The sequence below is a fragment of the Williamsia sp. Y712 genome, assembly GCF_059445525.1.
Window position 1 is genome coordinate 58,975 of the sequence record NZ_JCAIUN010000003.1, and the last position, 13,270, is coordinate 72,244.

12 protein-coding genes are annotated in these 13,270 nt (G+C 63.8%); 6 read left to right on the top strand and 6 right to left on the bottom strand.

The genetic code is table 11. The annotated features are described in order from the left end of the window. The first annotated feature begins 5 nt into the window (after nt 1-5). From AC1D75_RS19510 to AC1D75_RS19530, 5 genes are read left to right on the top strand one after another with little or no spacing between them, the layout of a single operon-like run. Nucleotides 6-575 (top strand): TetR/AcrR family transcriptional regulator, encoded by a 570-nt coding sequence (locus AC1D75_RS19510; protein WP_495516985.1) that lies wholly within the window; start codon nt 6-8, stop codon nt 573-575. A 29-nt stretch (nt 576-604) separates the two neighbouring features. Then, entirely contained in the window at nt 605-2,692 is a 2,088-nt protein-coding gene (pta, locus tag AC1D75_RS19515) for a phosphate acetyltransferase (protein WP_495516986.1), read from the top strand. After that, on the top strand, nt 2,685-3,881 hold the full coding sequence (locus AC1D75_RS19520) for an acetate kinase (RefSeq protein WP_495516987.1): 1,197 nt from the start codon (nt 2,685-2,687) through the stop codon (nt 3,879-3,881). Before pta ends, AC1D75_RS19520 begins: the two co-directional genes overlap by 8 nt. Continuing rightward, nucleotides 3,878-4,273, top strand: a complete 396-nt coding sequence (locus AC1D75_RS19525; protein WP_495516988.1) for an FAS1-like dehydratase domain-containing protein — start codon at nt 3,878-3,880, stop codon at nt 4,271-4,273. The genes AC1D75_RS19520 and AC1D75_RS19525 overlap by 4 nt, the downstream gene beginning before the upstream one ends. Then, on the top strand, nt 4,270-4,677 hold the full coding sequence (locus tag AC1D75_RS19530; RefSeq protein ID WP_495516989.1) for a MaoC/PaaZ C-terminal domain-containing protein: 408 nt from the start codon (nt 4,270-4,272) through the stop codon (nt 4,675-4,677). The genes AC1D75_RS19525 and AC1D75_RS19530 overlap by 4 nt, the downstream gene beginning before the upstream one ends. Nucleotides 4,678-4,774: 97 nt before the next feature. Here AC1D75_RS19530 and AC1D75_RS19535 read toward each other — a convergent pair whose 3' ends face one another. The 4 genes from AC1D75_RS19535 to AC1D75_RS19550 form a co-directional block, all read right to left on the bottom strand. Beyond that, on the bottom strand, nt 4,775-6,040 hold the full coding sequence (locus AC1D75_RS19535) for an HNH endonuclease signature motif containing protein (protein WP_495516990.1): 1,266 nt from the start codon (nt 6,038-6,040) through the stop codon (nt 4,775-4,777). A gap of 467 nt (nt 6,041-6,507) precedes the next feature. After that, nucleotides 6,508-8,844, bottom strand: a complete 2,337-nt coding sequence (locus tag AC1D75_RS19540; RefSeq protein WP_495516991.1) for a serine/threonine-protein kinase — start codon at nt 8,842-8,844, stop codon at nt 6,508-6,510. Nucleotides 8,845-8,856: 12 nt separating this feature from the next. Next, nucleotides 8,857-9,849, bottom strand: coding sequence for a glutamate ABC transporter substrate-binding protein (locus tag AC1D75_RS19545; RefSeq protein ID WP_495516992.1), 993 nt, complete (start codon nt 9,847-9,849; stop codon nt 8,857-8,859). Then, complete coding sequence (locus AC1D75_RS19550; protein WP_495517655.1) at nt 9,846-11,204, bottom strand: GlnX family signal transduction membrane protein; 1,359 nt, start codon at nt 11,202-11,204, stop codon at nt 9,846-9,848. The genes AC1D75_RS19545 and AC1D75_RS19550 overlap by 4 nt, the downstream gene beginning before the upstream one ends. Nucleotides 11,205-11,424: 220 nt before the next feature. Here AC1D75_RS19550 and AC1D75_RS19555 point away from each other — a divergent pair, with 220 nt between their 5' ends. Continuing rightward, complete coding sequence (locus tag AC1D75_RS19555) at nt 11,425-11,925, top strand: NUDIX hydrolase (protein ID WP_495516993.1); 501 nt, start codon at nt 11,425-11,427, stop codon at nt 11,923-11,925. Here AC1D75_RS19555 and AC1D75_RS19560 read toward each other — a convergent pair. Together AC1D75_RS19560 and thiE are read right to left on the bottom strand one after the other, a co-directional pair. Continuing rightward, nucleotides 11,918-12,388, bottom strand: coding sequence for a 2-isopropylmalate synthase (locus AC1D75_RS19560; RefSeq protein ID WP_495516994.1), 471 nt, complete (start codon nt 12,386-12,388; stop codon nt 11,918-11,920). The two genes, AC1D75_RS19555 and AC1D75_RS19560, sit on opposite strands and share 8 nt — an antisense overlap. A 135-nt stretch (nt 12,389-12,523) precedes the next feature. Next, the gene (gene thiE, locus AC1D75_RS19565) at nt 12,524-13,243 is read right to left on the bottom strand and encodes a thiamine phosphate synthase (protein ID WP_495516995.1); all 720 of its coding nucleotides are present in this window, start codon (nt 13,241-13,243) and stop codon (nt 12,524-12,526) included. Nucleotides 13,244-13,270 lie beyond the last annotated feature (27 nt).

Sequence of the window (13,270 nt, forward strand, 5' to 3'; positions counted from 1 at the left end):
GGGGTATGGAACGAGATCGGATGGTCGACGTCGCCATCGCCGTCGTGGAGCGTTTCGGCGCCAGGGCGCTGAGCCTGACATCGGTGGCGCGGCACGCCGGTGTCGGCCGGGCAACCGCATACCGGATGTTCGGGGGCCGCGACGAGTTGGTGCAGGCGATCGTCGAACGCGAGGTCAAGAGCCTCGGTGATCTGATCGCGGGCTGGATCGCCTCGGAGACCGACCCGCCGGCCAAGGTGTCGACGATGGTGGTCAACGTCCTCGCGTACATCAGGGAACACGAAGCGCTGCAATACATTCTGCGCAATGAGCCCGAAGAGATCATTGCCACGATCGTCGCCCGTGGGCCTGACCGTGACGCGGCCACCACCATCGTCGACATCATCGTTGCGAACAGTGTCGGTAATTTCACCGCCGAACCCGAGTTGGAGGCCGCGCTCATCCCCGACGCGCGCCGGGCCACGGAGTTCATGGTCCGGGTTGTGTACTCCTACATGCTGATTCCCGGAAGTGCGATGTCAGATCGGGATGTCGCGGAGATGGTTGTGCGCTCCACGGTCCGAGCGGTCGAATAGCGCAGGCCGGCCGGGTCTAGGCTGACCTCATGGGCGCTTCAACGTCGAACAGTATCTACCTGGCATCGCCTGAAGGCGACACGGGCAAGTCGACAGTGGCGCTGGGGGTGCTGCATCTGCTGGCGGCCTCGGGTGGGCGGGTCGGGGTGTTCCGTCCCATTTCCCGGACGAACTCCGGTCAGCGCGATTACATCCTGGAACTGCTGATCGAACACGATTCCAGTGATCTGAGCTACGAAGACTGTATCGGCGTGACCTATGAGGAGGTACACACCGATCCTGATGCCGCCCTCAGCGAGATCGTGAACAGGTTTCACGCGGTGGCAGAACGTTGCGATTCGGTCCTGGTCGTCGGTTCCGACTACACCGATGTCGCGAGCCCCTCGGAACTGAGTTTCAACGCGCGCATCGCAGCGAACCTGCAGACGCCGATGCTGTTGGCGCTCAAGGCGGCTTACCGCACCGAAGACGAGGTGGTGTCCCTGGCCGAGCTGTGTCTGGCGGAGTTGTCGGCCAACCACGCGCAGGCCGTCGCACTGATCGCCAACCGCTGCGCGCCGAACCGGTTGGAGGAGGTGAGGGCCGCACTCGAGCTGGCCACCGGGCTGCCCTCCTGGGCGTTGCCGGAGGACCCCCTACTCGTCGCGCCGACGGTTGCCGAGTTGATGTCCGAACTCGACGGCGAAATGTACAGTGGCGATCCGGAATTGCTCGGCCGGGAGGCCGTGAAGGTGATGGTCGGCGGGATGACCGTCGAGCACATCCTCGAACGTCTCACGGAAGGGATGGCCGTGATCACGCCTGCCGACCGCTCCGACGTGCTGCTCGCTCTGGTGGCGGCCAACGCGGCCGATGGTTTCCCGAAGCTCTCCGGCATCATCCTCAACGGCGGTCTCAAACCCCACCCCAAGATCGCCGCTCTGGTCGAAGGCCTCAACTCTGCGTTACCCATCTTCTGCTGCGAACAGGGAACCTACGAAACAGCAAGGGCTGCAGTACATGCCCGCGCCCGGATGAACGTCGATTCGGCTCGAAAGATCGACATCGCCTTGAACCTCATGGAAGCGCACGTGGACGCGGTTGCGATGCTGGAGAAGCTCCAGCTACCGATTCCCGAGGTCGTCACACCGCAGATGTTCGAGTATCAGCTGATTTCGCGCGCTCGTAAGTTCCGCAAACGGATCGTCCTGCCCGAAGGCGGTGACGATCGGATCCTGCGCGCCGCCGGGCGCCTGCTGCGCAGGCAAGTGGCAGACCTGACGATCCTGGGTGACGAACGGGCGGTGCGTGATCGGGCGGCGGAGCTCGGGGTCGACCTGTCCGACGTGGTTGTGATCGATCCGACGACGTCCGACCTGCTCGACGAGTTCAGTGCGGTCTATACCGAGCTGCGCAAACACAAGGGGATGGACCCGCAGCGGGCCCGCACCATTGTCAAGGACGTATCGTATTTCGGCACCCTGATGGTGCATCTCGGTTACGCGGACGGCATGGTGTCGGGTGCGGTGCACACCACCGCCCACACCATCCGGCCCGCGTTCGAGATCATCAAGACGGCTCCGGGTATTTCGACGGTGTCGAGTGTGTTCTTCATGTGCCTCGCCGATCATGTTCTGGCATATGGTGATTGTGCGGTGATCCCGGACCCGACCGCCGAACAGTTGGCCGACATCGCGATCTCGTCTGCGGCTACGGCGGCCCAGTTCGGGATCGAACCACGGGTTGCCCTGTTGTCGTATTCCACTGGCGAATCCGGCAGTGGCGCCGATGTGGAAAAGGTGCGCGAGGCCGCCCGCCTGGCCCGGCAGCGGGCGCCGGAACTGTTGATGGAAGGGCCGATTCAATACGACGCCGCGGTCGACCTGGCCGTTGCGAGTGCGAAGATGCCCGATTCCGCGGTCGCGGGGCGGGCCACCGTGCTGGTGTTCCCGGATCTCAACACGGGCAACAACACCTATAAGGCCGTTCAGCGCAGCGCCAATGCCGTGGCTGTCGGTCCGGTCTTACAAGGGTTGCGTAAGCCGATCAATGATTTGTCGCGAGGAGCCTTGGTGTCAGACATCGTCAACACGGTTGCGATCACTGCGATCCAGGCACAGGGGATCGCCGGTGAGTGAGAACGAAACCGTCCTGGTGCTCAATGCTGGTTCCTCTTCTCTGAAGTATCAGCTCGTGCAGCCGGATTCGGGGTTTGTGGTGGCCCAGGGTGTGGTGGAACGCATCGGGGAGTCACAGGGACGGGTGCTGCTTGTCCGCGGCGATGTTCGCAACGAATACGTCGGTGAAGTCGTCGACCATCAGGACGGGCTGTCCAAGGCGTTCGCACTGTTCAAGGACTCCGGGCATGACCTGGTATCCGAGGGCATCACCGCGGTGGGACACCGGGTGGTTCATGGTGGGCCGGACTTCTATCGGCCGACCGTGGTCGACGAAGATCTGATCGAAGCCATCAAGGGGCTCGAAGACATGGCCCCGCTGCACAACCCGGTGAATCTCCTGGGGATCGAAGCGATCCGGAGGCTGTTGCCCGAGGTGCCCTCCGTGGTCGTGTTCGACACGGCGTTCTTCCACGGACTCCCCGAGCATGTGGCCACATATGCGATCGACCGGAAGTTGGCGCTCGAGCACAACATCCGCAGGTATGGATTCCACGGCACATCACACGAGTATGTGTCGTCGCGGACCGCCGAGTTCTTGGGTGTCGAGCTGGAGAGTCTCAATCAGATTGTGCTGCATCTGGGTAACGGTGCATCGGCATCTGCCATCGCGGGCGGCAAGCCGGTCGAGACGTCGATGGGATTGACCCCGCTCGAAGGTCTGGTGATGGGGACGCGAAGCGGTGACATCGACCCGGGCGTGCTCATGTACCTCAAGCGCGCGGCGGGACTGGATGTCGGTGACATCGACTCGGTGCTCAATCGGCGGTCGGGGTTGAAGGGTTTGTGTGGGGAGAACGACTTCCGTGCGATCACCCAATCGGTTGAAGAGGGCGACCCGGACGCGACACTTGCCTACAACGTCTATATTCACCGGTTGCGCAAATACATCGGCGCCTACATGGTGACGTTGGGCCGAACCGACACGATAGTGTTCACCGCGGGCGTGGGGGAGAACTCGGTCAGGGTTCGTGCGGACTCCATGGCCGGGCTCGAAAACTTTGGCATCGTGATCGATGCCGAACGCAATGCTGCCAGAAGCCGTGAGCCGAGGATCATTTCAACCGATGATTCCGCGGTGACCGTGCTTGTGGTTCCGACCAACGAAGAGCTCGCGATCGCGCGGCAATCAGTGGAGGCACTTTCATGATCGTTCAAGGCGCGCAGGTCTCGCCGGAGTCACCATACGAGGTGACACAGTCGGGGATCGACGCGGTGGTGGCGGTGATCGGGGGACCGCCTGCCGTCTCCGGCGAAGCACCGCCGAGTTTCGTCAACGTGGTCTTGGAGCCCGCGATCAAGTCGTTCCTGGGTAGTGGCGACATGCCCGTCGCCGGAGTGGTCCATACCGCCGAAACAACGATCTATACAAGGCCTTTGAAGGCCGGAGACGTTGTGAAAACCAGTGTGACGGTGACCAGCGTGCGCGCGCGGGCATCGGTCACACAATTCGAGATCCTGTCGCTGGTCACCGACCTGGATGGGCAGGAGATCGTCCGGGTCAACTCGGCATTGATCTGCGAAACCGAGGCTGCCGTATGAGCGATCTCACGGTCGGAACCGAGCTGTTCAATGTGTCCGAGACAATCGACCAGCAGAGAATCCGTGCCTACGCGCGGGCTTCGAAGGACGACAACCCGATCCATGTCGACGAAAAGGTCGCTGTTGCAGTCGGTTTGGCCGGCCCGGTGGCGCATGGCATGCTGACGGTCGGGATTGGGGTCGGGCACGTGATGCGATGGCTCGAAGACCAGCCGCAGCGATTCCTCCGGTACGAGACCAGGTTCGTCAAACCCGTTGTGGTGTTGGACGGCGTCCCCGCGGAACTCTCCGTATCAGGCGTGATCGGTGCCGTTTCGGACGAGGAGATCCGGATCGACATCCAGATGAGACTCAAAGAAAGCGGCCAGCTGGTTCTGCGGCCGTTCCGGGTGTTCGCGGGTTGAGGGCAACCCCCGGACCACTATGTAGTTTTCAAAGAGCATGCAGTACACACAGGTTTCAACCTGTGTTGCTCGGTGTTGCGGTTCGGTGTCTCGCTGCCTAAGCGGCGGTGAGTTCGGTGGTCAGGGTGCGGCGGGCGTGGGATCGCAGCTCGATTGTGCTGCCCGGTGCGATGAACCAGGGATGTCCGTCTCGACCTGGGAACACGGTCCAGCCCTGGTGGTGGATGTAGCGGTGGTGGCGCCGGCAGAGCAGCACCATGTTGGTCAGGCTGGTGGTACCGCCGTTGCGCCAGAAGTCGATGTGGTGGGCGTCGGTGTAGCCCGCAGCGCAGCCACAACCCGGGAAAGCGCAGCCCTGATCCCGGGCGATCAACGCTTTGCGGATCGCCGGTGTGACGGTGCGTTGGTCGCGTCCGACATCGAGCGGTACGGCGTCGCTGTCGAGCAGGATTTTGGTGATGACCGAATCGCAGGCCACCATTTGCGCGGTGGGCGCTGACGCTGGACCAGTCCACTCGAATGAGGGAGTTGAAGCCGACGGTTTGGCACCCGGGATACCCCGCAGCTGCAACTGTTGCAGATATTCGGGTGAGACTGTCACCGTCACATGCGGTTTCGCCCCGCCGCGGGTAGGTCGGTCTTCCTGATCGAAATACGAATCGAGCAGTCGTTCCAGTGCATCAGCCCGGATTTGGCCCGTGCTCCGCGGATCCGGTGAGCCGTCGGGTTCGGGTACCGGTCTGCACAGTGGATCGAGCGCCACCGCCAGTTTTTCGCCGAGCAGACTGTCCAGATCCAGGGTGCCGTGGGTGCGGCCGTCATCACCGGTCCCGAATGACAACTCATTCAGATCGTGGTTTTCCGCATCCGGGATCTCTTTGTCCGGCGGCGACAACGCGATAGCCATAGATCGTGCCCGCGCCGACACTGCCGCCGGTGTGCCCATCAACGCTTCGGTCAGCAGTCCGCGTTCACAGTCGGACCGGTCAGCATCGGGAAGGTGTGGGTTGCGGCGCTCAATGTGATGGAGGCCCTTCACGATTGCATCCACATGCTCACCGGATAGTCGTCCGTCGATTCCGTAACCGGCAATCGACGGAATCTCACTGAGCGCCTTACCTACTCGCACGTACCGGTGCGCGACCGTCGGCGCCATACCGGCGTCCCGTAATAGCTTGGTTGTGGACCCCACGCCCTTCTTCTGCGCGATCCGACGCCGATCGACCTCACCGACCAAACGGAAAAGAACCTGCTCCACAACGTGGTTGAGACGAATCACCGTCACAACCCGCGACGACAACGCGATGTCATCACCAGCGACCACAGCCGCACCCCCTGCCAGATCTGAGATTCTGGCGAACATCTCCCCCGAGGTCCATGGCTCAAGAATACCCGCCGAAACCTCATCGCACAAGTGTTCGAGTAGCGAATTCTATTGTTACACAACACTGTTAGTGATCAGAACTATGGAAACCTTCATCTCTTTGAAGGGTCCCTCACCATGGGGACGCGGCGCCGCACCTATCTCTCTGCGTCGGTACTTTCCCAAGTGCATGGATCTGTCGTCCATGCCGTCGCCGACTTGGTCGACACTGCTCAATAGCAGAACCCCGTAAGCGCTCGAGTTCCTGACCTCCAACGAAGCCATCGTTCCGTTCCCGGCCTCGTCCAAGCGGACGGTGTCTCAGCCATCACTGGGATGCGCTGACCAAGCCGATGCTGGCTCGACCTCTGACGGTGCTCCTCGGGGTGGACGCTCACCTCGCCGCGGGTTGTCTTGCCGTGCTGACCTGTTGACTCGCCGGAGTGGCGTTGGGCCCGGAGCCGCGCTCAGAACAACGTATGTGGCCGAACGAAGTTGGCCAGGTCGACCAGCCGGAAGCGTTGGGTGCGGTTGACCGTGCTGCGGGCGAGTCGGCGCAGTGACTGTTCGCAGCCGACCCGCAGTCCGTGGTCGTTGAACGGATAGCCGAGGATGTCACCCCGCGCGGATGCGTCGGTGGGGGATTGGTCCGGACGGCGATGGATCCAGCCGAGTGCGATGCCCAGGACCAGGATCACCAGTCGTTGCTTGCGGGGCTCGGCGTCCGACATCATCTCGAGTCGCCGTGCAGCCTCCCGCAATTGGTCTTCGGAGACCTCGGCGGGGTCGCGGCCGTGGACCAGGGTCAGTACCGAGGTGCAGTTGGCGGCGTTGTAGTGGCGGCTGGTGGGTGGCACATCGTCGAGCGCCTTGACGGCACCGGGGATGTCGCCCTTCGCAAACCGCATCCGCGCGAGGCCGAACGCGGCGGTGATGATGGCGCGGTCGGTCTGCCACAACGTCCGGTAGTGGTGCAGTGCAACGTCGTGGTTGCCCATCAGTTCGGCGGTGGCGGCGACGGCGAGTTTGGGCGCAGCCTCACCGGGCATTGCGGAAAGGACGCCGTTGAAGCGATCGTGCGCAGTGGGGACATCGCCGGTCAACAAGGTTCCCAGCCCGATGAACCAGTCTGTGCGCCAGGACTTTCCGTGGTGTTCGGTCGCGTCGTGCAGGAGATTGAGGGCGGTTTGCGCTTCGCCGAGCTCGAGGTACGCGCGGGCCTCGATGAGGTCGATCTCTCGGGATGGATGATCATCGGACGGGTCGGTGCCGATGACCGACGACAGGCCACCTTCACGCGCGCTGCGGATCGAGTCGAGTGTCTGGGTCGGCTCCGACAACACCGTCGAGTTGAGTAGCCCGGCAGCCGGATCCGACTGGTCGACAAGCGGGACCGGAAGGGCCGCGACGATGTCGATCGTGTCCAGACTCCTTCTGGTGCGGACCGGTTCGAGGATGCCGTCCACCGGTGCGAGCATCATCTCGGTGCCGAAAGTTGTTCGCTGGGGACTGAAGACCGTCGACAACCCGGGCCGGGGAATGCCGGTGTGGGCCGCAACGGTCTCACGCAACACGTTGAGGAGCTGGCCTGCCATCTCGTCCGCGGAAGCGAATCGCTGGGTGGGATCGGGGTTCGTGGCGCGCTGCAACAGTCGATGGAATGACGGATTCTCTTGGAACAGCGGCACATCCGCGGGGTCCGGAAGCCCATCGAGGTAACGGCCCTTGTCCATCGGCATGTCGACGGTGAGGACAGCCAGCGTGCGTCCGAGGCTGTAGATGTCTGTCGCGACCTGCGGGCCGGTTTTGACGATCTCGGGTGCCTGGAATCCGGGGGTCCCGTAGAGGTGACCGTAACCGTTGATCCGGGAGACAGCTCCGAGGTCGATGAGTTTGACGTCTTCGCTGCCGATCATGATGTTCTCGGGTTTGATGTCGTTGTACACCAGTCCGACCGAATGGAGATAGGTGACGGCGGGCAGGACCTCGAGCAGGTACGCGATCGCCTGTTCCGGCGGTAGTTGCTTTCGGTGTGAACCGGATTCGTCCTCGGCGGACGTGATGTCCTTGAGCGTGCTACCGCCGATGTACTCCATCACGATGTAGCCGAAGGTGTTGTCGCCGACATCGGGATGCTCGACGAAGTTGTAGATCTTGACGATCCCGGGGTGTGAGACCGAAGCCAGGAACTGGCGCTCTGCCAGCGCAACGGCCTGTGCCTGAGAGTCTTTCGAGTTCAGCAGTCCCTTGAGGACCACTGGCCGGTCGGAGACGTTGTGGTCGATGGCCAGATAGATCCAGCCGAGGCCGCCATAGGCGATGGCTCCGACGATCTCGTACTGATCTGCGACCATCGTCCCCTTGCTCAACCCCGGGACGAACGAATACCGGGCCCCGCAGTTGTTGCAGGTGCCGGTGAGCGGACCACGGCCCTGACCCGACGACCTGCCCACCGGGCGACCACACTTCCAACACAACCGGTTTGCCTCGGGGATGACGGCGTCGTCCATCACGGCGTCAAACGGTTCGATGTCGTGGATCCGCGGCACGTCCACCAGGCCGCCGCCCATCCGCCGACGACTACGAGAACTCCGGCTGGTGGGGATCAGGAGGTTCGGCTGGCTCGGGCTGCCGACCTGCGCGCGCAGGGTCGGCTCGGTGAAGTCCGGGTCAGCCCCGACGGCCTGCGTCGGGACTTCGGCGTGACGGACACCGGAGGGTTCCGTACCCACCTCGAGATCCCGGAGGGTGGCAGCTTGGGTGCCGACCTCAGGGGTCTTGTCGGAGGAAGGATGATCAGTCAACGGATTTGTGTCCTAATCCCGGTACTCGGGTTGCGGCGGATAGTATTTCGGTCCCAGAATCGAGAGCCACTTGTTGTAGATCTCGAACCAGGTCCCGTCGTTGCGGATCTGCTCGAGGATCCCGTTGGTGAACCGCACCATGTCGTCGTCGTCCTTGTTGATGCCGATCCCGTACGGCTCCTCGCCGAGGCTCTGGCCGACGACGTGGACGTACGGATCTTGGGCTGCCATGCCGGCGAGGATCGCGTCATCGGTCGAGACCGCATCCACCTGACCTTGCTGCAGCATCACCAGGCAGTCCGCCCAGGTGGACACGGTGTCGACGATGGCATCGGGAACCCGTTGCTGGATGCGGGCGATCGAGGTGGTGCCGCGCGCGGCACAGACCCTCTTGCCCGCCAGGTCGGCAACACCGTTGATGCCTGAGCTCCGCATTGTCAGTATGCGCTGAGACGCTTCGTAATACACCGTGGAGAAGGCGATTTCTTCGAGCCGGTCGCAGGTGATGCTCATGGTCTTGACCACGATGTCGACCGATCCGTCTTTGAGTGCGCTGATCCGGTCGTCGGAATTGAGGATCCGGAACTCGATACGTTCGGGATCGCCGAAGATGCCGCGTGCGATCTCCTTGGCGATGTCGACGTCGAATCCCTCGATGGTCCCGCTGACCGGATCGCGGAACGAGATCAGGTTCGAACCGATGTCGAGGCCGACTTTGAGCCAGCCGCGTTTGTAGATGGCTTCCATGCTGCTGCCTGCCGGCATCTGTCCGGGCGTCGGAAGGGGTCCGGGAGCCAGGCTTGCGGTGGAGTCACAGGATTCGGTGGCCGGTGGTGCTTCCACCGGGACATCGGTACTGACACCGGCCGGGCTGGGCCAGGCTGCGGTGGCCGAGGGTGGATCATTCGGTGGTGCCGCGGCGTGCACGCAGCCCGTGAGCAGGCCTGCGCTCACCGCGATGACGGCGGCGGCCGCCGCCGGACGGAACGTGCGTCGCGTGGTCATCGATACTCCCGAATCCGTGGTGCGATGCCGACCGCCGACGCGACGGCTGCGGCGATCCCCAGCAACAGGATTCCCAGTCCGGCGTATCCGATCACGACCCGGGCGGTGTTGATGTCGTCGCGGAAGGTTTCTCGGGTGCGGGTGATGCCGTCGACGAGTGCGTCGTCGAGCGCGCTGTATGCGGCCGCCGAACCGTCCGGGTTGTCGCCAACGGCGATGGCGGTGGCGCCGTTGAAGTCACCGGCATTGGTGCGTTCGAGCATCGCTGCATGGGCGTCGCGCCACAGGGCCAGGGCATCGAGGGCGTCGGCGACGGAGTCCTCCGCGACGTCCTTGCTCTCGTCGTCGAGGTATTCGCCGAGCACCACGTCGATCTGGTTGGCGGCCTCGGTCCAGCTCGCCTCGATGTCTTGCTGATCGCCGCGTCGGACGAGCGAGAGCGTTTCGTCCGATCGGGCCTGCTGGGTGAGGATCCGGGCCGAGGTGAGCTCGCCGAGGGGAGCCGCACCGAGTTTTTCGGCATCGCTGGTCGCCTTCACCGACAGAAGCCCGCCGATCAGCAACCACATCAACCCGATCACCAGGCATCCGATGGCCACGAGCAGTCCGATGTTGAAACGCCGTCGGCTGCGACGCGCGATGTAGAGGTGGGTGGCGATCAGCGCGGCCAAGACGAGAGTCAGGGCGAAATAGACACCCCAGGGTGGGCTTGTGAAGTTGGTCCGTGCGTCGCCGATCGCTTCGAAGCGTTCGGTGTACAGACGTTCGGCGGCGGGCAGGATGGTCTCCTGCATCATGTTCGACGCCTCGCCCAGGTACGCCGATCCGACCGGATTGCCCAGGCGATTGTTGATCCGAGCCGACTCGATGAGGCCCGTGTAGACGGGCAGTTGCGTCGAGAGGGTGGTCAGGTCTTGCCGGACCTGGGCGTTGTCCATGGCGGTACCGCTGACGGACTCGATCATGGCGTTCGCGGCGGTCGCCACCGCGTCGTTGTAGCTGGCCCGAAGCGCAGCCGGTTCCAGGCCGCCGGAGATGAACGCGGTGTTGGCGGCGGCATCGGCGATCGACAGGGAGCTGTAGAGCACCTGCGACGCCTCGGCCAGCGGTTCGGTCTCGTCGATCATCACTTCGAGTGTGCTGGTGCGCTGGTCGAGGGTGTCGGAGGCATACCAGCCGACCGTGACGCAGGAAATGATCAGGACCGCCATGATGATCATCAGTTTGCCGGGGCTGGTCTTGGCGATCTCGCGCATGTTGGTGAAGGGGTGCGATGGCCGCTCGCGCGTGAGAGTCATCAGTTCGCGCCGGGTCAGCGGAGCCGGCCGGTCGGAGTAGGGCTTATCCGCACGCATGAACCGGGTACGCAAAGATGTTGCGTTACCGCCGGTCACGCTGTCCCTTCTTCCTGGAGCTCGCCGGGTCCAACAGGTCGTGTCCTGATCGGAGATTTTTTCGAACTGACAGCGACATTACTTCGATTGATCATGGACTTGTTGCAGTGCGACCCCGTGTCACTCGCCGACTGCAAGTAGCGTGACTACCAACGAACGCGGGCTGGCGAGGAGGTCTCTGGTGCGAGGCGACGGCGACGGATGGGTTTTCGACGCGGATGGATCGCGTTATTGGGGTCGTCACGGTGCCGCCGGGCTATTACTCTTCACACTTAGTGAAGCGAGTGAAGCGCTGATTCTGTTACAGCATCGCGCGGTCTGGAGCCATCAGGGCGGAACGTGGGCACTGCCGGGCGGCGCCCGCGACTCCCACGAGAGCGCGGTGGACACCGCGGTGCGTGAGGCCGATGAAGAGGCCGGGATCGCCGATGCGGCACTGACCGTGCACACCGAGTTGGTGACACATCGAGCACCCAGCGGCTGGACTTACACCACCGTGATCGCCGAGGTCGCCTGCCCGCTGGTCACCACGGCCAACGGTGAGTCGGTGGAGCTGCGCTGGGTCAGCTCTGACCGGGTGAACGAATTGCCGCTGCACCCGGCGTTCGGGGCGAGCTGGCCCGACCTGAGGACCCAACTCGGCTCGATCGTCGCTGCGGCCGACACCGGTACCGTCAGCTGAGCCGATTGGCCGCGGCGATCAGTGCGGCGAGCGCCGAGCTCTCACCGTTGGTACCCGACCCCATTGACCAGGTCCGTTTGCCGTCACGTTCGCAGCGCAGGAACGTGGTGGTGCCTCCCGCGTGGTCGTACTGGTGGAGGTCGGCGATCTCGAGCCCGGCGCCGAGCTGATACAGCATGTCGGTGAGTGCGCCGATCGGTCCGGATGCGGTGGCGGACAGCGCTGAGATCGAGTCGCCGTCTGCGATGGTCGCCTGACAGAACAGCAGGTCGTCGGCGCCCCGGTCAGCAGTCCAGTTTCCGAGGCGGATCGGACCCGAGGTGGGGGCGTAGGTGCTGGTGAAGGCGGACCAGCTCATACCTGCGGCCTCGGCACACAGGGCTGAGGGCAGCGGGCGTCCGAACCGGGCGGTGAAGTGGTCGCGGTGGCGATGTTGTGAATCAGTGGAGATCAGGATGTTCATTAGAGCGGGTCTTCCGGGAAAGAGGATGACCAGCGGATAGCGCAACGGCCCGCAGCGGGGGGCCGGTCGAATCAGACCCCGCTACGGCGGTGAACTACGAGAAGCTGCTTCATCATGATCTGCCCACCATAGCTCTCAGTTTTTGGCCGATGCAAGCAGATTGTCCTTCAAACGACGGGCAGCGGCCTCCGGGTCGGCCGCGGCCGTGATCGCCCGGACGACCACGATGCGCTGCGCGCCTGCGGCGATGACCTCGGACAGTCGTTGCTCATCGATGCCCCCGATTGCGAACCAGGGACGGGGCGGGGCGTGGCCCGCGGTGTCACGGACGAGGTCGAGCCCCGGCGCAGTGCGGCCGGGTTTGGTGGGTGTCGGCCAGCAGGGACCCGTGCAGAAATAGTCGACCCCGGGTTCTGTTGCGGCGCTGCGTGCCTCGACTGCCGAATGGGTGCTGCGTCCGATGATGACGTCGTCGCCGACGATTCGGCGGGCCGCTGCCACCGGGAGGTCGTCCTGGCCGAGGTGCAAGATGTCGGCACCCGAGAGTGCGGCGATGTCGGCGCGGTCGTTGACCGAGAGCAGTGCGCCATGGCGGGCGGTGACCTCGGCCAGCTCAGCGAGGAGATCCAGCTCCTGGGCGGCTTCGAGCGGTCCGAACTCGCGCTCACCGGGTGAACCCTTGTCGCGGAGCTGGATGATGTCGACACCGCCTGCCAGTGCGCGGTCGGCAAACCGGGCGAGGTCGCCATGCTCGCGGCGGGCGTCGGTACAGAGATAGAGCCGGGCAGCGCTCAAACGAGTACGGGCAGCACTCGAACGAGTACCGGCAGGGGCCGAACGGTTGTGGTCAGTCACAGTCCCCGAATGTACCGGCGTACTCTG